This is a genomic window from Streptococcus sp. FSL W7-1342 (assembly GCF_037966635.1).
In the GTDB taxonomy this organism is placed as follows: Bacteria; Bacillota; Bacilli; order Lactobacillales; family Streptococcaceae; genus Streptococcus; species Streptococcus salivarius_D.
On the sequence record NZ_CP150200.1, the window covers coordinates 295,220 to 312,652 of the forward strand.

Below are 17,433 nucleotides of genomic sequence, written 5' to 3' on the forward strand. Positions count from 1 at the left end.
AAACGATGTTAGAAAATGTTCAAGCTTATTTGTCAAAACAGGGAGTTAAGTATATCAAACCTGAAAAAGCCGGTCCACATCAGGAAGAGATGGAAGACCTCAAGGCACTTGGTCAAGCAGCTCGTAAGGAGATGCAGACTTTAGCAAAACTTCTAGAGGAGCGTTTGGCACCCTTTAAGATGGATCGTGTCAGTAATTGGGCCAATCAGGCACAAATATGTCGTCCACACTTTTGGTGCTATTACAGGGCCCCTGAGGATAGTTTAGACGATGTTGCCATGGCGATTCGGCTCTATGGTCAGCCTAAAGATTGGGGAGTCTCAGTTGAAGTTAGCTTTATCGAACGGAAAAAATCAGATACTACTCTAGCTAAACAACATAAGGTCCTAGACTTACCGATTGCACCCTCTCTATACTATTTTGCCCAGGAAAATGGTGTCAGTCATCGTGTGGAAGGAACTGAAGACAATCGTCAGATGCTTAAAGAAGCAGTTAGAGATAATCGTGTTCGTAAGGTATTGGTTAAATATGATGTTCCTGTGACTACTAGTGAAACAATAGAAGAGTTAGTAGAAAAACTTGCTGATGGATTTGATAAGTTGAAACCCTATTACGAGAAAGCTAATAAAAACTAAAAAATCTCCAGGTTCTTTCTGGAGATTTTCCTTGTTATTTTGGTGCAATCACTTCAGCACCGCCCATGTAAGGACGAAGAACTTCAGGGATAGTTACTGAACCATCTTCGTTTTGATAGTTTTCAAGGATAGCGGCTACTGTACGTCCAACAGCAAGTCCTGAGCCGTTAAGAGTGTGAAGAAGTTTTACTTTACCATCGGCTTCGTCACGGTAACGGATTTGTGCACGACGGGCTTGGAAATCTTCTGTGTTTGAACATGAAGAAATTTCGCGGTAAGTGTTTTGTGCTGGAATCCAAACTTCCAAGTCGTAAGTTTTCGCAGCTGAGAATCCCATATCGCCAGTACACAAAGTGATGACACGGTATGGCAAGTTAAGTTTTTGAAGGATGTTTTCAGCGTTAACTACCATTTTTTCCAACTCATCATATGAGTCCTCAGGTTTTGAGAATTTGACCATTTCAACCTTGTGGAATTGGTGAAGACGAATCAAACCACGTGTATCACGACCAGCTGAACCAGCTTCTGAACGGAATGAAGGGCTCATAGCTGTGAAGTAGATTGGCAATTCTTTACCGTCAAGGATTTCACCACGGTAGTAGTTTGTCAAAGGAACTTCGGCTGTTGGGATAAGGACATAGTCAGTACCGTCAAGCTCGAAAGTATCTTCTTTGAATTTTGGATATTGACCAGTACCGAACATTGAGTCGTGGTTAACCATGTAAGGTGTGATCATCTCAGTGTAACCTTCTTTAGCGTGCTCATCCAACATGAAGTTGTAGATCGCACGTTCCAATTTTGCCCCAAGTCCTTTGTAGAAAAGGAAGCGAGAACCAGTGACTTTGGCACCACGTTCCCAATCTAGGATACCAAGGTCTTCCCCAAGATCCCAGTGAGCTTTAACTTCAAAATCAAAGTCACGAGGTGTTCCCCAACGACGAACTTCTACGTTTTCATCTTCATCAGCACCTACAGGAACAGAGTCATTTGGTGTGTTTGGAAGTGTCACAACGATGGCATTAAGCTTTTCATCGATAGCAGCAAGTTCTGCATCAATTTCCTTAATTTCTGCAGAGACTTTTTGCATTGCTGCGATTTGTTCGGAAGCATCTTCTTTGTTACGCTTAGCTTGAGCGATACCATCTGAAGCAATGTTACGTTGAGCTTTGAGTTCTTCAGATTTGATAAGAAGTTCACGACGTTTAACATCAAGCTCCTTAAGTTCATTTAAAGTTTCAGCAGCGACACCACGTGTAGCCAATTTTTCGGCAAGGGCATCGAAGTCGTTACGAATACGTTTTACATCTAACATAAGTTCCTCCAAAAAGTAAAACACTCCAGTGAAAGTGTTGGAGTGACATAGGCCACGGTTCCATCCAACTTCACAGGAGTGCACTTGTTTATGTTTTTAATTATTAGAAACGGTAGAATTTCGTAGGTTAACCCTACCTGCTCGCAGCAACCGCAGGCTTTCTGTAAGGGTCTAGCTAGTACTTATCCGTCTGTTATATTATACAAAAATTATGATTTTTTGGCAAATAAACCTTTGAGTCGAGCGCCAATAGTTTGAATGAGAGTTGGTAGTTTGACGACTTTTTCATTGCCAAGGTGTTCCCTAGCAATCTTTAGAATTTTCCCAGAATCTTTAGAAGCAAAGAGGAATTTGCTCTTATCTGTCAACACTTCAAAGTGGCGGCTAATTCTCTTTCCTGAGACATTTGCACCGATTTGTGTGATGCTAGTCCATGGAATTTGAATGTATTGCTCGACATTGACATCTGGGTAGAATTCAAGAGCCACATCTCCGATTAGAAATTTACCGACTTTCCCTCCGATAGCCATGTAGGAAACGCCTGTTGTATGCAGTTCAACTGTTTTGTTTAGTGATTGTGCCATATCTATCTCGCTTTTTGATTGTAGTACCTTTATTATAGCATAAGAAAAGAGTTCAGCTTTGCTAAACTCTTACTCTTTTTACATGATTCCGAAGAAGCTTGCAACAATACCAACTACAAAGAGTCCGATGATGATTGTGATTGGTGAAACTTTCTTCTTAAGCAACCACATACATGCAAAAGTAAGGAGAAGTCCCATCAAACCTGGAATCAATGAATCCAATTGCTTTTGAAGGGTATCAACTTGAATCTTATCGAAGCTAAGTTTGTCATTAACTTGGCCGAGGATAGTCTTAAGTTGGTCACCGCTAACATTGCCTTTAGGCCATTCGATATAGGCACCTTTAGACAAAACTTTACCTGGAAGGTTTACAGTGAAGACGATAGATACCCAACGTTCAACAAGGACAGCCAAGATGAACATACCAAGGATTGATGCCCCTTTAGTAATATCTTTCAAGATACCACCAGACATGTCTTTAGTGATTTCTGAACCTGCTTTGTAACCAAGTTCTTGAGTGTACCACAAGAAGGCCATACGGATAAGGTTCCAACCGATGAAGAAGATAAGTGGACCAGCGATGTTACCAGCTTGTGCCAATGATGCACCAAGGGCACCAAGGATAGGACGAACTGTGAACCAGAAAACAGGGTCACCGATACCGGCAAGAGGTCCCATCATACCGATTTTAACCCCTTGGATAGCAGCATCTTCGATGTCAGTACCGTTAGCTTTTTCTTCTTCAAGAGCCAAGGTAACACCCATGATAGGAGCAGCTACGTAAGGGTGGGTATTGAAGAATTCCAAGTGACGTTTAAGAGCTGCGGCTTGGTCTTCTTTGTTAGTGTAGAGTTTTTTGATAGCAGGAATGAGTGAGTAAGCCCAACCCAAGTTTTGCATACGTTCATAGTTCCATGAACCTTGCAAGAATTGTGAGCGCCACCAAACCTTTTTACGATCCGCTTGAGATAATTGAATTTTTTCAGCCATGAGAGCACCCCTTCCTAGTAGTCTTCCAAGATATCGCCGATTGGGTCGCCAGAACCAGTTGAAGTTCCGCCACCATTTCCGCCACCTTGTTTAGAAAGGTTGAGGTAGATGAAGGCAATAGCGACACCGATAGCACCAAGAGCGATAAGTGTCAATTGGCTAATAGCAGCAAAAGCAAAACCGATGGCGAAGAATGGCCAAACTTCACGAGTTGCCATCATGTTGATAACCATGGCGTAACCAACGGCTACGACCATACCACCACCGACAACCATACCGTGGTTGAGCCAGCTAGGCATCAAACCAAGGGCATGTTGAACAGATTCTGCTGGGATAGCAAGAAGAAGGGCAGCTGGCACAGCGATACGCAACCCTTGAAGAAGGAGGGCGAGGTAGTGTGCACGTTCAACACCAGCGATGTTTCCGCTTTCTGCAGCTTTATCTGCGGCATGAACAAGGGCAACAGATGCTGTACGAACAAGCATAGTTAGGAAGAGACCGGCAACCGCAAGTGGGATAGCTGTTGCAGTCGCAACACCGATACCTTCAGTTGTGAAGTTACCACCTTTAACCAAAATAATGGCAGCAGCAACAGAGGCAAGGGCAGCGTCAGGAGCGACAGCGGCACCGATATTAGCCCAAGCAAGGGCGATCATTTGAAGAGAACCACCAAGCATGATACCTGCAGTGAGGTTACCTGTAGCAGCACCGATGAGGGTACATGCAACAAGTGGTTGGTGGAATTGGAATTGGTCAAGGATACCTTCAAGACCAGCAAGGAAGGCAACAACTACGACCAAAATTGCAGAAATAATTGACATATCTGACATGGTAATAATTCCTTTTCTATTGAGTTGTGATTAGCTGAGATGATCAGCTAATTTATCCGAATGAAGGTTATTGAACGTTAGCTTTTTTGATAAGGTCGAACAAATCTTTCTTAGAATCATTTGGTACCTTACGGACGTCGAATTCAACGCCAAGGTCACGCAATTTTTCGAAGCAAGCAACATCGTCTTTGTCCATAGACAAAACGTTGTTAACCATTGTTTTACCAGTTGAGTGAGCCATAGAACCAACGTTAAGTTCTTTGATTGGCACGCCACCTTCGATAGCACGAAGTGCGTCTTGAACCGTTTCGAACAAGATAAGTGCGTGTGTGTTACCAAAGCGAGGGTCCTTAGAAGCATCAATCAATTTTTGAATTGGAACAACGTTTGCTTTAACCCCATTTGGTGCTGCTTGTTTGATCAATTCTTTACGAAGCTCATCTTTAGCAACGTCATCTGAAGCAACAATGATACGGTCTGCTTTAGATGCAGGTGTCCAGTTAGTTGCTACCTGACCATGCAAGAGACGTGTGTCCAAACGTGCCAAGTTAATCTTGAGCTTACCATCTCCGATAACTGTCCCTTCTGGGATAGCTCCTTGAGGTGCTGCAGCTTCTACAGGAGCTGCTGTTGTTTCCTCAGCTGGATTAAGCTCCTCTGGAAGTGCTTTGATACCACCCTTAGCTTCCTTGATGATATTAGCAGCAACTTGCTCTGCAGTAGCGTTAGCATCCATCATACGTTCAGTGTATGCTTGGATAAGCATTGGCAAGTTAAGTCCTGTGATGATAGCAATCTTGCGATCTGGATTTTCTCCAGCAATTCGACTGGCTTGGTTAAATGGTGAACCAGACCAAAGGTCAGCCAAAACAAGAATTTCATCATCAGCATCGAATTGTGCAATGGCGTCGTTGAAGTGAGCGTACAAGTCATCAGGACCTTCACTTGGCATGAAAGTTACGACTTGAACTTTCTCTTGGTCTCCAAAAATCATAGAGCCTGATTGGTGGATTCCTTCAGCGAACTTACCATGGCTGGCAATAATAATACCGATACCCATTCGTGTTCTCCTCCTTATAAATTATTTTTTCCTAGGCTTAAAAAGACTATCTCCGATTTTTATCAAGACGCTAAAAAAAGCGTCTCTCAATCTTTTTAAACATAAGAAATCAAGAACAATTATATTCTAAAACGCTTTCAAGAAAATGTCAATAGCTAGTGAGATAAAATTTCAAAAGAAGTCAAACTCTTTCAAAAATGAGCAAAATATTATAAAAAGATTGCCCAACCATTAGACTGGGCAATCTTTTTATAATATTCGGAGGTTATTTCTTCTTGACAATGAGTCGGAAAAGATTTTTAAAGCCTTGTTTGAGGACAGCGATAAAGCTAGGTGCTTTTCTTAAACTTTCTCGAGGAATTCTTTTTTGAATTTCTTTCAAAGTTATTCGACTTTTTCGACTGGCAAAACGGAAACGTCCATTTTGCTTAGTTCGGATTTCAAAGCGTGGGATGAATTTACCACCGAAGTAGACATCGGCAATCACATAAGTGATTTCATCCCAAGGAATTTGAACGTAGTCTTGCAACTTTGTATCATTGTAAAATTCGAAGGCCTTATCTCCGACCATGATATTTCCGTAAATAGGCCCTTCACGAAACCAAGTTCCCTTAGTTGTGTGAGCCATTTCCGTATTGAGCGATTTAACCATACCTTGCTCCGATTAGAGTACACCAATAATGTGGAGAACAATAGCTAGAACAAAGATACCCAAAATGATAACGATTGGAGAAACTTTTCTCTTAAGAAGGTACATACAGAGGAAAGTCAAACCAAGGGCAGCAAGACCAGGAATCAATTGGTTCAAGTTATCTTGCAATGTTGTCACCTTGTTGGCTTCGAGTGATTTACCAGCAGCTTGTTCTAGGAAGGCTGCTTTAACACCGGCAATACCTTTTGGAAGTTTATCCCAATCGATATAAGCACCTTCTTGTTGTTTAACAACAGAGACAACTGGTGTGAAGGTAATGCTTACCCAACGTTGGATAAGAGAACCGATAACGAACATCCCCATCATTGATGCGCCACGAGTCACTTGTTGAAGAAGGTTACCTGACAAGTCATCTGTGATCGCAGTACCAGCACGGTAACCGAATTCTTGAGTATACCATTTAACGGCAGCTACCATGACGTTCCAGAGAACGAAGAAGACGATTGGGCCTAGGACGTTACCTGAAACAGCCAAACCTGCTCCTAGTGAAAGGAAGATTGGACGAAGGGTAAACCAGAAGAGAGGGTCACCGGCACCTGCAAGAGGTCCCATCATACCGACCTTAACCCCTGAGATAGCAGCATCATCAATCTCAGCACCGTTGGCACGTTCTTCTTCCAAGGCAAGAGTAACCCCAAAGATTGGGTTGGCCATGAAAGGTTGTGTATTAAAGAATTCCAAGTGACGCTTAAGCGCAGCAGCACGGTCTTCTTTAGTTTGATAAAGTTTTTTGATTGCAGGAATAAAGGTGTAAGCCACACCACCATTTTGCATACGTTCATAGTTGAATGAAGCTAAAAGGAAGTATGAGCGCAAGAAAGCTTTGAAACGATCTGCTTTTGTTAATTTAATTTTTGAATCAGCCATTTTCTTTCCTCCTAATTAAAAGTCTTCCAGAATTTCACCGAGGGGATCACCTGATCCTCCATCATTTGAAGAACCATTTGAACCACTAGCTTCAAGTGCAAGGTACATAACGGCAAGACAGAGGCCGATGATACCCAAGCTAATCAAGGTCAATTCTTTGAGGGCAGCCAAAGCAAAACCAAGGAAGAAGAATGGCCAAACTTCACGACTAGACATCATGTTGATAACCATGGCATAACCAACGGCTACAACCATACCACCACCGATTGTCATACCTGATTTTAACCATTCAGGCATAGCTTCAAGACCAGATTGTACGAGGTGTGCAGGAATCAAGAGCAAGAGGAGGGCAGGGATAGCAACACGGAGACCTTGAAGGGCCATACCGATAAAGTGCCATCTTTCAACACCAGCGATATCAGCAGCTTCTGCACGGCTATCCATAATATGAGCGATGAAGACAGTTGCTGTACGGACAACCATTGTCAAGGCAAGACCGGCAACAGCCAAAGGCACCGCAAGGGCGATGGCAGGACCAATTCCTTTAGTTCCTTGACCACCCAAGATAAGGATAATTGTAGAAGCAACAGCGGCAAGTGAGGCATCTGGTGCCATGGCAGCACCAACGTTAGCCCATCCCATAGTAATCAACTGTAAGCTACCACCCAACATTACGCCGAGTTCGAGATGACCAGTAACAAGACCGATAAGGGAACAAGCCACAACTGGCTGGTATGTTTCGATTTGGTCGTTAACTGAGCTACAACCGATGATGAAAGCAACAATTACGACTAAAATAATTTGTACTAAACTCATTTATGCATCCTCCAAAATTATTTCTTCTCTGCTAATTTAGTTTCAGCTGACTTAATCAAGGCATCAACGTTTGCTGGGCTATCACTTGGTACCCCACGAACGTCAAATTTGACACCCAATGATTGCAACTCTTTGATAGCATCCACATCTGTTTGGTCAAATGAAAGAGCTTTAGTAACGTTGACTTTTCCTTCTTTATAAGCTGAAGAACCAAGGTTGATTTCTTTAACATCAACACCTGCTTTAACAGCAGCAAGAGCATCTTCAACAGATTCAAAGAGAAGCATAGCACGTGTATCTCCAAAACGTGGGTCATTGTTTGCTTTAACCATGTTTTTAATTGGGATAACGTGAACTTGAACACCAGATGGAGCGGCTTGTTTAATCATGTTTGTACGAAGTTTATCATGACAAACAGTGTCTGAAACAACGATGATACGGTCTGGGTGAGTTGAGTGAGTCCAACCAGTCGCAACCTGACCGTGGAGAAGACGTGTGTCAACACGAGCCAAAACGTATTTGATTTTTCCATCACCAAGTACTGTTCCTTCAGGAATGGTACCTTTAGGAATAGAAGGTTTAGCGTCGGCTGGTTTAGTGTCTTCTTCAGGAATAAGGCCTTCTGGAAGGACTTTAACGCCTTCTTTTGTTTCCTTATAAATGTTAGCGACAATCTCTTCAACCCCAGCATCAGGAGCTACCATACGTTCCGTATATGCTTGGATAAGCATTGGCAAGTTGAGTCCTGTCACGATAACCATCTTGCGATTAGGATTTTCTTCCTTAATTCGGCTTGCCTGGTTAAATGGTGATCCAGACCAAAGGTCTGCAAGGACTAGAATTTCGTCGTCAGCGTCAAATTGAGCAATGGCATCTTTGAAGTGAGCGTACAAGTCGTCAGGACCTTCATTTGGCATGAAAGTAACCACTTGAACTTTCTCTTGTTCACCAAAAATCATAGAACCTGATTGGTGAATACCTTCAGCGAATTTACCATGGCTAGCAATAATAATACCGATACCCATTAGTGTTCTTCCTCCTTTTATATATTGTTTCTTAGGAATAGAAAAATGATTATTGGTATTAGCATCGATCAGTATGAAATGACAACAATATTTTTTTAGTCCCTCGAAAATTAGAACACTCTAATTATAGGACGTTATCATGAATTTGTCAATGGTTTTCGTAACAAAAGTGTCATATAATTGAAAAAAAACATCAAATTATTGCAAATATACTTTTTTTTCAGACAATAAGTGTTAAATATAGTTTTAAGCTATATCTAACTAGAAGAAATAGGATTAAGAAAAAATGAGATAAATGCTTGTAATAGCTGGTATTGGCTGCTATAACTTCTTCAATCAACTATTTAATGTTAAATCTATAAGAAAAGAGGGCCTCCTTATGTCAGATTTACTAAGTATTTATAAAGAATTGCAAGCAAAAAAATGGGTGGACTTGAGTCACCAAATCAATGCAGAAAGTCCACACTTCCCTGCCCTTCCTGCCTTGCAACAAGAAGACCTCTTCACATTGAAAGATGGATTCCATGTCCAAAAATTTACAGTAGTTGGTCAATACGGAACGCATATTGATGCACCGATTCACTTTGTAGAAGGTGGTCGTTGGTTGGATGAGATTGCTCTCAAAGATCTTCTTTTACCACTCTATGTTATCGACAAGTCTAAAGAAGTTGCTGCGAATCCAAACTTTATCTTGAGCAAACAAGATATCTTAGACTTTGAAGCAGAACATGGACAAATTACTGAAGGGGCCTTTGTCGCTTTTCGTAGTGATTGGTCGAAGCGTTGGCCAGATCAAGATGCTATGCGCAACCTTGATGAAAATGGGGTTCAACAAAGTCCAGGGTGGAGCCGTGAAGCTCTAGAATTCTTGATTCATGAACGCCATGTTAAGGCTGTGGGTCATGAGACTTTTGATACAGATGCTGGTATTCCAGCAGCAGAACATGGCTTGGTTAACGAATACTACCTCTTGGAACAAAACATTTATCAGGTAGAAGTCTTGAATCAATTGGATCAAGTTCCAGCTGTTGGTGCTTTGATTTCGATTGCATTTCCTCACTGGGACAAGGCGACAGGCTCCCCAGTGCGTGCAGTGGCTATTTTACCTTAATCATAAGAAAAAACACCGAAGAAATTTTCGGTGTCTTTTCTTGTTTATAAGAAGAGTTCCTGGAGTTTGCGAGCAACGCCATCCTCTTCATTAGTCCACTCAATTTGTTCGTTAGCGTGGGGGAGAAGAACAGAGCTAGCATTCTTCATGGCATAACCAGTTTTAGCAAGTTCCAACATCTCTGTGTCGTTGTGTTCGTCTCCAAAAGCAATCAGATCATCCGTTGATTTGCGCATGGCCTTAAGTAAGTAGTTTAGGGCGTAGGCCTTGTTTATGCCTTTAGGCGAAAATTCCAAGATATTAAGCGGGCCACCCCAAGAATCAACTTCAATTTCTTCCTTGAAGTCCTTCTTGATGTCATCGGCAAGTTGGTACTTATCCTCATGACGAGTTTGCATAAGGAGAGCGTTAGGGTTGCGCGTGATTTTAGTTGGTTCTAAACGCATAGCCTCAATAATTTTATCAACACCAAAGAGTTGTGGTTGAATACGCTCTGGGTGATTCATAGTGATATAGAAGTGTTTTCGATATTCACTAGCCAGAAAATCCATCTCTAATTCATCATGGCGTTGTAAGAGGCTAATCAGATATTTCTTATCTAATTTAACCGAATGCTCATAAGCCCAGTCTTGGTCTGGAAGATTGGTCAAAGAGCCGTTGAAGGTGATGAGTGGTGTTTCTAACCCTAGTGTTTTGTAATGGTCAATAGCCATACGATAAGGACGACCTGTAGCAATAACAACTTGGTGTCCTTTATTTTGTACATCTTTAATCGTTTTTTGTGTGAATTCTGAAATAGTTCCATCTGGGCGCAAGAGCGTTCCATCAAGATCTAGTGCAATCAATTTTTTTGTCATGTTCCTATTATAGCAAAAATCTGTCCTTTGTTGGTGATTGAGAAAGAGCTTTCTAAGAACGTTCGGTTTTTCATAAGAAAAGTCTCAGGAAATAAACCTTGCACCGTCAAATAATTTCATGTAGAATAGTAATGTTGCATTCTACATGAGAATGTTCCGAAATTATTCGGATTTTGACAATATTTTTTATTAAGGAGTCTAAACTTTCATGGAAAAGTTTTTCAAATTGAAAGAACATGGTACTGACGTCCGTACAGAAGTGACTGCCGGATTGACAACTTTCTTTGCCATGTCTTACATCCTCTTTGTTAACCCAGCGATGTTGGCTCAGACAGGAATGCCTGCACAAGGTGTTTTCTTAGCAACAATTATTGGTGCGGTTGCAGGGACGTTGATGATGGCATTTTATGCTAACCTACCATACGCCCAAGCGCCTGGTATGGGGCTTAATGCCTTCTTCACCTACACAGTGGTTTTTTCTTTGGGTTACACTTGGCAAGAGGCCTTAGCAATGGTCTTTCTATGTGGTGTTATTTCATTGATCATCACAGTAACTAAAGTACGTAAGATGATTATTGAGTCTATTCCAACAGCCCTCAAATCTGCGATTTCAGCAGGTATCGGTGTTTTCCTTGCATATGTGGGAATTAAAAATGCTGGTTTCTTGAAATTCTCAATTAATCCTCATACCTACACTGTAGCAGGTAAAGGTGCTGACATGGCCAAGGCGTCAATTACAGCTTCATCGTCAGCTACACCAGGTTTGGTTGCTTTCAATAACCCAACTGTAATTGTAGGTTTGATTGGTCTTGCGATTGCGATTTTCTTTATTGTTAAAGGTATTCGTGGTGGTGTTCTTCTTTCAATCCTTGTAACGACTATCATTGCTATTTTTGCTGGTGTTGTTGATCTTGGAAGCATTGACTGGCACGCAGCTAGCTTGACATCATCTATTAAAGACCTTGGTCAGGTCTTTGGTGCAGCGCTTGGATCAAAGGGATTGGGATCACTCTTTTCAGACGTTTCTCGTTTGCCTGGTGTCTTTATGGCTATTCTTGCCTTTTCATTGACTGATATCTTCGATACTATCGGTACCTTGATCGGTACTGGTGAGAAGGTTGGTATCATTGCTTCAACAGGTGATAACAACGAATCAAAAGCTCTTGACCGTGCCCTTTACTCTGACCTTGTTGGTACAAGTATTGGTGCCATTGCAGGGACTTCAAACGTTACAACTTACGTTGAATCTGCAGCAGGTATTGGTGCTGGTGGACGTACTGGTTTGACAGCTCTTGTGGTTGCTGTACTCTTTGCCATTTCTAGTTTCTTTAGTCCAGTGGTATCAATCGTTCCTAATGCTGCCACAGCGCCTATTCTTATTATTGTAGGTGTTATGATGCTCTCTAACCTTAAGAGTGTCGATTGGGAAGACTTGTCTGAAGCTATTCCTGCCTTCTTCACTTCTATTTTCATGGGATTCTCATATAGCATTACCTATGGTATCGCAGCTGGTTTCCTTACTTATACTTTGGTCAAAATCGTCAAAGGTCAAGCTAAGGATGTCCACTTTATTATGTGGATTTTGGATATCTTGTTTATCCTTAACTTCATCAGTATGGCTGTGTTCTAAAGCTTGAAAGTTAAAAGTCTGTATATTTGTCAGGCTTTTTCTTTTGCGATTTTTATCTGGAGGAATGTGAGAGAGTTACTATTGGTTAACTTTTGAAACTATAGTAAGTTTTACAAAAACATTTCTAATCTATGAGTGTTTAGCGTGCCCAAAATAAATTAAAAATTAAAATACACATCTTAATTTCTTACTTAAATGATTCAATATTTATAAGTTTCTACTGTATTTTTACAGTGGATTCTAGTCCATATTTTTATTTTTTGATATAATGAGAACATGATTTACAGTCAAAATGAAGAAGAATTGATTAGTATCGGTCAAAAGCTAGGTCGACTGCTCGATTCTGGAGATATAATTGTTCTCTCAGGTGATCTGGGAGCTGGCAAAACAACCTTAACCAAGGGAATTGCCAAAGGTTTGGATATTTCACAGATGATAAAGAGTCCAACCTATACTATTGTAAGGGAGTATGAGGGGCGAGTGCCACTCTATCATTTAGATGTCTACCGCATTGGTGATGATCCAGATTCTATTGATTTGGATGATTTTCTGTATGGTGAAGGTGTGACAATCATCGAGTGGGGTGAGCTCCTAGATGAGAGTCTGTTAGGTGATTATCTCCTAATTTCGATGTCTCATCATGGAGATGGACGTCAGTTGCTTTTTGAATCTTTCGGTCCTAGAAGTAAGGAGATTCAGGAGGCAATGGTAAATGGCTGAGCAAGAATTAGTCATTGAGGAAGCCCAAAGAGAGGATGCTGCCTCTCTAGCTCGTTTACTAGAGACTGTAGCCTTAGAATCGGATTTTCTAGCACAAGATGATAGAAGTTCTATACTGAGTGCTGAACAGTTAGCCACTTATATTGAAGGTCATCAACATAGGCTTAATGAGATTTGTTTGGTGGCGAAATTGGGTCATGAGGTCATAGGTGTTTGTAATGTTACCTCGGATCAAGATACTAAGACCAGTCATATTGGTGACGTATTTATTGCGGTTTCTAAACCCTACTGGGGGAATGGTGTTGGCCAGTTTCTTATGGAAACAATGATTGACTGGGCAGATCATACCCCAGCTATCCGTCGCTTAGAGTTGACGGTTCAAGCACGTAATGAGCGTGCGGTTCATCTCTATCAAAAATTTGGCTTTGACATTGAAGGCACTAAGAAACGTGGTGCAAGAACTAAAAATGGAGAATTTCTAGATGTTTACCTTATGGCTAAACTCATAGATTAGGAAAAAACATGAAACTTGGACGAAAAATTTTATTGATGTTGTTGGCGATTTTTGCAACGACAGTAGTAGCTGCTGGTATTTACCTAACGACAACTTATAATTACGCCACAGGCGAATTGTCAAAAACGTTTAGGACTTCTAAAGCAATTTCTGGGAATAGTAAGGCTATTCAACAGACTAAGCCTATAACTATTCTCTTGATGGGGGTAGATACAGGATCCAAAGAACGTAAGGAAACCTGGGAAGGAAACTCTGATACCATGATTTTGGTAACAGTGAATCCTAAGACTAAGAAAACAACCATGACCAGTTTGGAACGTGACCTTTTGACAGATATTGAGGGGTCAGGTGAAGCAAAACTAAATTCAGCATATGCTGAGGGTGGTGCTGACTTGGCTATTTCAACCATTCAAAAGGTTTTAGATATTGATATTGACTATTATGCACTGATTAATATGCAGGGTATGATTGATTTGGTAGATGCTGTTGGTGGTATTGAGGTAACGAATCATTTTGATTTTCCAATTTCGATTGCAGAAAATGAACCAGAATTTCAAGCAAAAGTTGAGCCTGGAACCCATAAAATCAACGGTGAGCAAGCTTTAGTCTATTCACGTATGCGTTACGATGACCCTGATGGTGACTATGGTCGCCAAAAACGTCAACGTGAGGTTATTCAAAAAGTTGTAGCTAAGCTCTTGAAGATGGACTCTATTGGTTCTTACAAGAAAATTTTATCGGCTGTAAGTTCTAATGTTCAGACAAGTATTGATCTTGGTGATACCAATACTTTGCGTAGCTTGATGGGTTATAGTGATGCCCTTAAAAATATTAAATCATACCAATTGGCCGGTTCGGATGCCATGATCAATGGGGGAAGCTATCAAGTAGCCTCTACTGAGGATATTCTTAAGGTGCAAAATCGTATCAAGAAGGAAGTTGGTAAGAAAAAAGTCTCTGAATCTAATCTTAAGACTAGTTTGGTTCTCTATGGTTCTGGTAGCTCTAACTATGGCTCAGATGATTTTGTTAATTCCAAAGGAAGTGCGGCTTCGAGTGAAGTATCTTCAAATTATGAGGCCTGGCCATCTGAGGCAGCAGGTGGTGGATCGGTAAGTACCTACAATGGAGGCACTACCTATAGCAATAACTATAGTGAAAACACAGGTAATTATGTTCAGGAACAAGGTACGACAACCCCTACATACAATAATAATGGATCGGGTGTGACTACTTACAGCACTGTTCCAGCGGCGCAATAAATAAGGTTGGGTGATTCCCAACCTTTTTGCTTTGAAATGATATGGTTATTCCTTGCAATGGCTTTTGAGCTATGCTATAATATAGGAAAATAACGAAAGAGAGGCGGAGTAGAAACTTCGTCTCTTGTGTGTGTAAGGAGGTCATAATGTCGCAAAAAATTATTGATCTCGTGACGGCAGTCGTAGCTCCAGCTATTCCTGAGCCATACGAACTGGTCGATATCGAGTACGAAAAGCTTGGCGGTGACTATGTCTTGTCAGTTTTGATTGATAAGCCAGGAGGTATTACTGTAGAAGATACTGCAGACTTGACTGAAATTATCAGTCCCCTCTTGGATACTATTCAGCCTGATCCTTTCCCGGATCAATACATGCTGGAAGTTTCTAGTCCAGGGTTAGAGCGTCCCTTAAAAACCAAAGAAGCTTTGACAAATGCTGTTGGTCAATATATCAATGTTAGTCTTTACAAGGCTATTGATAAGATCAAGATTTTCCAAGGTGACTTGGTGGCCTTTGATGGGGAAACCCTAACAATTGATTACCTTGATAAGACTCGCCATAAAACTGTTGAGATTCCCTATCAAACAGTTGCTAAAGCTCGTTTGGCAGTCAAACTCTAAAACTCTTAGTGTAAATAAAGAAAGGATGCCAGTTTTAGCCTTTAGAGGCTAAAACAACAAAGAATATGAGCAAAGAAATGCTAGAAGCCTTCCGTGTCTTGGAAGAAGAAAAACACATTAACAAGGAAGATATCATCGATGCTGTGGTTGAATCGCTTAAGTCAGCCTACAAGCGTCGTTATGGTCAGTCAGAATCAGCTGTAGTTGAATTCAATGAAAAAACAGGTGATTTTCAAGTTTATACTGTTCGTGAAGTTGTAGATGAAGTCTTTGATAGTCGTTTGGAAATTAGCTTGAAAGATGCCCTTGCTATCAGCTCTGCCTACGAGCTTGGTGACAAGATTCGTTTTGAAGAGTCAGTCGATGAATTTGGCCGTGTCGCAGCGCAATCTGCCAAACAAACCATTATGGAAAAGATGCGCAAGCAGATGCGTGAAATTACTTATAATGACTATAAGCAACATGAAGGTGAAATCATGCAAGGAACAGTTGAACGTTTTGACCAACGTTTCATTTATGTGAATCTTGGAACGCTCGAAGCTCAATTGTCACGCCAAGACCAAATTCCTGGGGAAAGCTTTAAGTCACACGACGTCATCGATGTTTATGTTTATAAAGTTGAAAACAACCCTAAAGGTGTTAACGTCTTTGTAAGCCGTAGCCATCCAGAATTCATCAAACGTATCATGGAACAAGAAATTCCTGAAGTATTTGATGGAACTGTAGAGATCATGAGCGTGTCTCGTGAAGCTGGTGATCGTACCAAAGTTGCTGTTCGCAGTCATAACCCTAACGTTGATGCTATTGGTACTATCGTTGGTCGTGGTGGAAGCAACATCAAGAAAGTTGTCAGCCGTTTCCACCCAACACGTTTGGATGCTAAGACGGGAATTGAAGTTCCTGTTGAGGAAAATATTGACGTTATTCAATGGGTTGAAGATCCAGCTGAATTTATCTACAATGCTATTGCACCGGCTGAAGTGGACTATGTTCTCTTTGACGAAGATGATAGCAAACGTGCGACAGTAGTTGTACCAGATAACAAATTATCTCTTGCAATTGGTCGTCGTGGACAAAACGTTCGTTTGGCAGCTCATTTGACTGGTTACCGTATTGACATCAAGTCAGCTTCTGAATATGAAGCACTCGAAGCTGAAAAAGCTGAGGCTGCTACTGAGGAAGTTGTTGACGAGATTGTTGCAGAAGATGCTACACCTGTTGAAGTCACAACAGAAGAAGTAACTGAAACAACAGAAGCAGAATAAGAAGAACATAGAGGTGTTTGATGGCTAAAACACGAAAAATACCTTTACGCAAATCAGTTGTCTCAGGAGAAATCATTGATAAACGTGATTTGCTCCGCATTGTAAAAACTAAAGATGGTGAGATTTTCATTGATCCAACAGGAAAGAAAAATGGCCGAGGTGCTTACATTAAATTAGATAATGAAGAAGCTCTCCAAGCTAAAAAGAAATGTGCTTTTAACCATAGTTTCTCCATGGATGTTCCTGAAAGTTTTTATGATGAACTCATTGCTTATGTGGATCACAAGGTCAAAAGAAGAGAGTTAGGTCTTGAATAACACAGAAAAATTGTCAAATATGTTGGGACTAGCACAAAGAGCTGGAAAGCTTATTTCTGGCGAAGAACTTGTCATCAAGGCAGTTCAATCAGGACAGGCGAGACTAGTTTTTCTTGCCAATGATGCTGGTAGTAACGTGACTAAAAAGACGACTGATAAATGTAACTACTATAATATAGAAGTCTCCACAGTGTTTAACGCACTGGAATTAAGCATGGCTATTGGTAAACCAAGAAAAACGGTTGCTGTAGTTGATGCTGGATTTTCAAAGAAAATGAGGACTCTTATGGACTAAAGAATAGGAGG

20 protein-coding genes are annotated in these 17,433 nt (G+C 41.0%); 10 read left to right on the forward strand and 10 right to left on the reverse strand.

Going from position 1 to position 17,433, the window contains the following annotated elements:
* Nucleotides 1-5 precede the first annotated feature (5 nt).
* Nucleotides 6-635 carry a ribonuclease P gene (locus NSQ79_RS01585; RefSeq protein ID WP_073686617.1) on the forward strand — a complete coding sequence of 210 codons (630 nt, stop codon included), beginning with the start codon at nt 6-8 and terminating at the stop codon, nt 633-635.
* A gap of 34 nt (nt 636-669) precedes the next feature.
* Here NSQ79_RS01585 and serS read toward each other — a convergent pair whose 3' ends face one another.
* The 9 genes from serS to NSQ79_RS01630 all read right to left on the reverse strand — a co-directional run bounded on the left by serS (nt 670) and on the right by NSQ79_RS01630 (nt 8,831).
* Nucleotides 670-1,947: a serine--tRNA ligase gene (gene serS / locus NSQ79_RS01590; RefSeq protein WP_073686616.1), complete on the reverse strand. Its 1,278-nt coding sequence runs from the start codon at nt 1,945-1,947 to the stop codon at nt 670-672.
* Nucleotides 1,948-2,156: 209 nt separating this feature from the next.
* Complete coding sequence (locus NSQ79_RS01595) at nt 2,157-2,531, reverse strand: DUF956 family protein (RefSeq protein WP_002883765.1); 375 nt, start codon at nt 2,529-2,531, stop codon at nt 2,157-2,159.
* Between the two features lie 78 nt (nt 2,532-2,609).
* A complete protein-coding gene (locus NSQ79_RS01600; protein WP_002883717.1) occupies nt 2,610-3,521 on the reverse strand; it encodes a PTS system mannose/fructose/sorbose family transporter subunit IID in 912 nt (303 codons plus the stop codon).
* A gap of 14 nt (nt 3,522-3,535) precedes the next feature.
* A complete protein-coding gene (locus NSQ79_RS01605) occupies nt 3,536-4,351 on the reverse strand; it encodes a PTS mannose/fructose/sorbose transporter subunit IIC (protein WP_013990068.1) in 816 nt (271 codons plus the stop codon).
* Between the two features lie 67 nt (nt 4,352-4,418).
* Nucleotides 4,419-5,411, reverse strand: a complete 993-nt coding sequence (locus tag NSQ79_RS01610; protein WP_002883770.1) for a PTS sugar transporter subunit IIB — start codon at nt 5,409-5,411, stop codon at nt 4,419-4,421.
* A gap of 265 nt (nt 5,412-5,676) precedes the next feature.
* Nucleotides 5,677-6,063: a DUF956 family protein gene (locus NSQ79_RS01615; protein ID WP_013990069.1), complete on the reverse strand. Its 387-nt coding sequence runs from the start codon at nt 6,061-6,063 to the stop codon at nt 5,677-5,679.
* A gap of 12 nt (nt 6,064-6,075) precedes the next feature.
* Entirely contained in the window at nt 6,076-6,990 is a 915-nt protein-coding gene (locus NSQ79_RS01620) for a PTS system mannose/fructose/sorbose family transporter subunit IID (RefSeq protein WP_002886605.1), read from the reverse strand.
* A gap of 15 nt (nt 6,991-7,005) precedes the next feature.
* Complete coding sequence (locus tag NSQ79_RS01625) at nt 7,006-7,806, reverse strand: PTS mannose/fructose/sorbose transporter subunit IIC (RefSeq protein WP_002886606.1); 801 nt, start codon at nt 7,804-7,806, stop codon at nt 7,006-7,008.
* A gap of 17 nt (nt 7,807-7,823) precedes the next feature.
* A complete protein-coding gene (locus NSQ79_RS01630) occupies nt 7,824-8,831 on the reverse strand; it encodes a PTS sugar transporter subunit IIB (RefSeq protein WP_002886607.1) in 1,008 nt (335 codons plus the stop codon).
* 379 nt (nt 8,832-9,210) lie between these two features.
* Here NSQ79_RS01630 and NSQ79_RS01635 point away from each other — a divergent pair, with 379 nt between their 5' ends.
* Nucleotides 9,211-9,942 (forward strand): cyclase family protein, encoded by a 732-nt coding sequence (locus NSQ79_RS01635; protein WP_045001939.1) that lies wholly within the window; start codon nt 9,211-9,213, stop codon nt 9,940-9,942.
* Between the two features lie 44 nt (nt 9,943-9,986).
* Here the strand turns inward: NSQ79_RS01635 and NSQ79_RS01640 are convergent, their stop codons facing one another.
* Nucleotides 9,987-10,799, reverse strand: coding sequence for a Cof-type HAD-IIB family hydrolase (locus tag NSQ79_RS01640; protein ID WP_014633589.1), 813 nt, complete (start codon nt 10,797-10,799; stop codon nt 9,987-9,989).
* A 208-nt stretch (nt 10,800-11,007) separates the two neighbouring features.
* Here NSQ79_RS01640 and NSQ79_RS01645 point away from each other — a divergent pair, with 208 nt between their 5' ends.
* The 8 genes from NSQ79_RS01645 (at nt 11,008) to NSQ79_RS01680 (ending at nt 17,422) form a co-directional block, all read left to right on the forward strand.
* On the forward strand, nt 11,008-12,429 hold the full coding sequence (locus NSQ79_RS01645) for an NCS2 family permease (RefSeq protein WP_002889988.1): 1,422 nt from the start codon (nt 11,008-11,010) through the stop codon (nt 12,427-12,429).
* Between the two features lie 276 nt (nt 12,430-12,705).
* Nucleotides 12,706-13,149 carry a tRNA (adenosine(37)-N6)-threonylcarbamoyltransferase complex ATPase subunit type 1 TsaE gene (gene tsaE, locus NSQ79_RS01650; protein WP_164332308.1) on the forward strand — a complete coding sequence of 148 codons (444 nt, stop codon included), beginning with the start codon at nt 12,706-12,708 and terminating at the stop codon, nt 13,147-13,149.
* Complete coding sequence (locus NSQ79_RS01655; RefSeq protein WP_014633587.1) at nt 13,142-13,663, forward strand: GNAT family N-acetyltransferase; 522 nt, start codon at nt 13,142-13,144, stop codon at nt 13,661-13,663. The genes tsaE and NSQ79_RS01655 overlap by 8 nt, the downstream gene beginning before the upstream one ends.
* Before the next feature lie 8 nt (nt 13,664-13,671).
* Entirely contained in the window at nt 13,672-14,925 is a 1,254-nt protein-coding gene (locus NSQ79_RS01660) for an LCP family protein (protein ID WP_014633586.1), read from the forward strand.
* 146 nt (nt 14,926-15,071) lie between these two features.
* A complete protein-coding gene (rimP, locus tag NSQ79_RS01665) occupies nt 15,072-15,545 on the forward strand; it encodes a ribosome maturation factor RimP (protein ID WP_002883745.1) in 474 nt (157 codons plus the stop codon).
* Nucleotides 15,546-15,610: 65 nt separating this feature from the next.
* Entirely contained in the window at nt 15,611-16,810 is a 1,200-nt protein-coding gene (gene nusA, locus NSQ79_RS01670) for a transcription termination factor NusA (RefSeq protein ID WP_002886615.1), read from the forward strand.
* A 20-nt stretch (nt 16,811-16,830) separates the two neighbouring features.
* Entirely contained in the window at nt 16,831-17,127 is a 297-nt protein-coding gene (locus tag NSQ79_RS01675; RefSeq protein ID WP_014633585.1) for a YlxR family protein, read from the forward strand.
* Complete coding sequence (locus NSQ79_RS01680; protein ID WP_002883776.1) at nt 17,120-17,422, forward strand: YlxQ-related RNA-binding protein; 303 nt, start codon at nt 17,120-17,122, stop codon at nt 17,420-17,422. Before NSQ79_RS01675 ends, NSQ79_RS01680 begins: the two co-directional genes overlap by 8 nt.
* Nucleotides 17,423-17,433 lie beyond the last annotated feature (11 nt).

Coding starts and splice junctions, on each gene's coding strand:
- NSQ79_RS01625 (WP_002886606.1), bottom strand. CDS start 7,806: ATGAGTTTAGTACAAATTATTTTAGTCGTAATTGTTGCTTTCATCATC.
- NSQ79_RS01635 (WP_045001939.1), top strand. CDS start 9,211: ATGTCAGATTTACTAAGTATTTATAAAGAATTGCAAGCAAAAAAATGG.
- serS (WP_073686616.1), bottom strand. CDS start 1,947: ATGTTAGATGTAAAACGTATTCGTAACGACTTCGATGCCCTTGCCGAA.
- NSQ79_RS01655 (WP_014633587.1), top strand. CDS start 13,142: ATGGCTGAGCAAGAATTAGTCATTGAGGAAGCCCAAAGAGAGGATGCT.
- NSQ79_RS01585 (WP_073686617.1), top strand. CDS start 6: ATGTTAGAAAATGTTCAAGCTTATTTGTCAAAACAGGGAGTTAAGTAT.
- NSQ79_RS01610 (WP_002883770.1), bottom strand. CDS start 5,411: ATGGGTATCGGTATTATTATTGCCAGCCATGGTAAGTTCGCTGAAGGA.
- NSQ79_RS01630 (WP_002886607.1), bottom strand. CDS start 8,831: ATGGGTATCGGTATTATTATTGCTAGCCATGGTAAATTCGCTGAAGGT.
- tsaE (WP_164332308.1), top strand. CDS start 12,706: ATGATTTACAGTCAAAATGAAGAAGAATTGATTAGTATCGGTCAAAAG.
- NSQ79_RS01615 (WP_013990069.1), bottom strand. CDS start 6,063: ATGGTTAAATCGCTCAATACGGAAATGGCTCACACAACTAAGGGAACT.
- NSQ79_RS01620 (WP_002886605.1), bottom strand. CDS start 6,990: ATGGCTGATTCAAAAATTAAATTAACAAAAGCAGATCGTTTCAAAGCT.
- nusA (WP_002886615.1), top strand. CDS start 15,611: ATGAGCAAAGAAATGCTAGAAGCCTTCCGTGTCTTGGAAGAAGAAAAA.
- NSQ79_RS01595 (WP_002883765.1), bottom strand. CDS start 2,531: ATGGCACAATCACTAAACAAAACAGTTGAACTGCATACAACAGGCGTT.
- NSQ79_RS01675 (WP_014633585.1), top strand. CDS start 16,831: ATGGCTAAAACACGAAAAATACCTTTACGCAAATCAGTTGTCTCAGGA.
- NSQ79_RS01640 (WP_014633589.1), bottom strand. CDS start 10,799: ATGACAAAAAAATTGATTGCACTAGATCTTGATGGAACGCTCTTGCGC.
- NSQ79_RS01605 (WP_013990068.1), bottom strand. CDS start 4,351: ATGTCAGATATGTCAATTATTTCTGCAATTTTGGTCGTAGTTGTTGCC.
- NSQ79_RS01645 (WP_002889988.1), top strand. CDS start 11,008: ATGGAAAAGTTTTTCAAATTGAAAGAACATGGTACTGACGTCCGTACA.
- NSQ79_RS01600 (WP_002883717.1), bottom strand. CDS start 3,521: ATGGCTGAAAAAATTCAATTATCTCAAGCGGATCGTAAAAAGGTTTGG.
- rimP (WP_002883745.1), top strand. CDS start 15,072: ATGTCGCAAAAAATTATTGATCTCGTGACGGCAGTCGTAGCTCCAGCT.
- NSQ79_RS01660 (WP_014633586.1), top strand. CDS start 13,672: ATGAAACTTGGACGAAAAATTTTATTGATGTTGTTGGCGATTTTTGCA.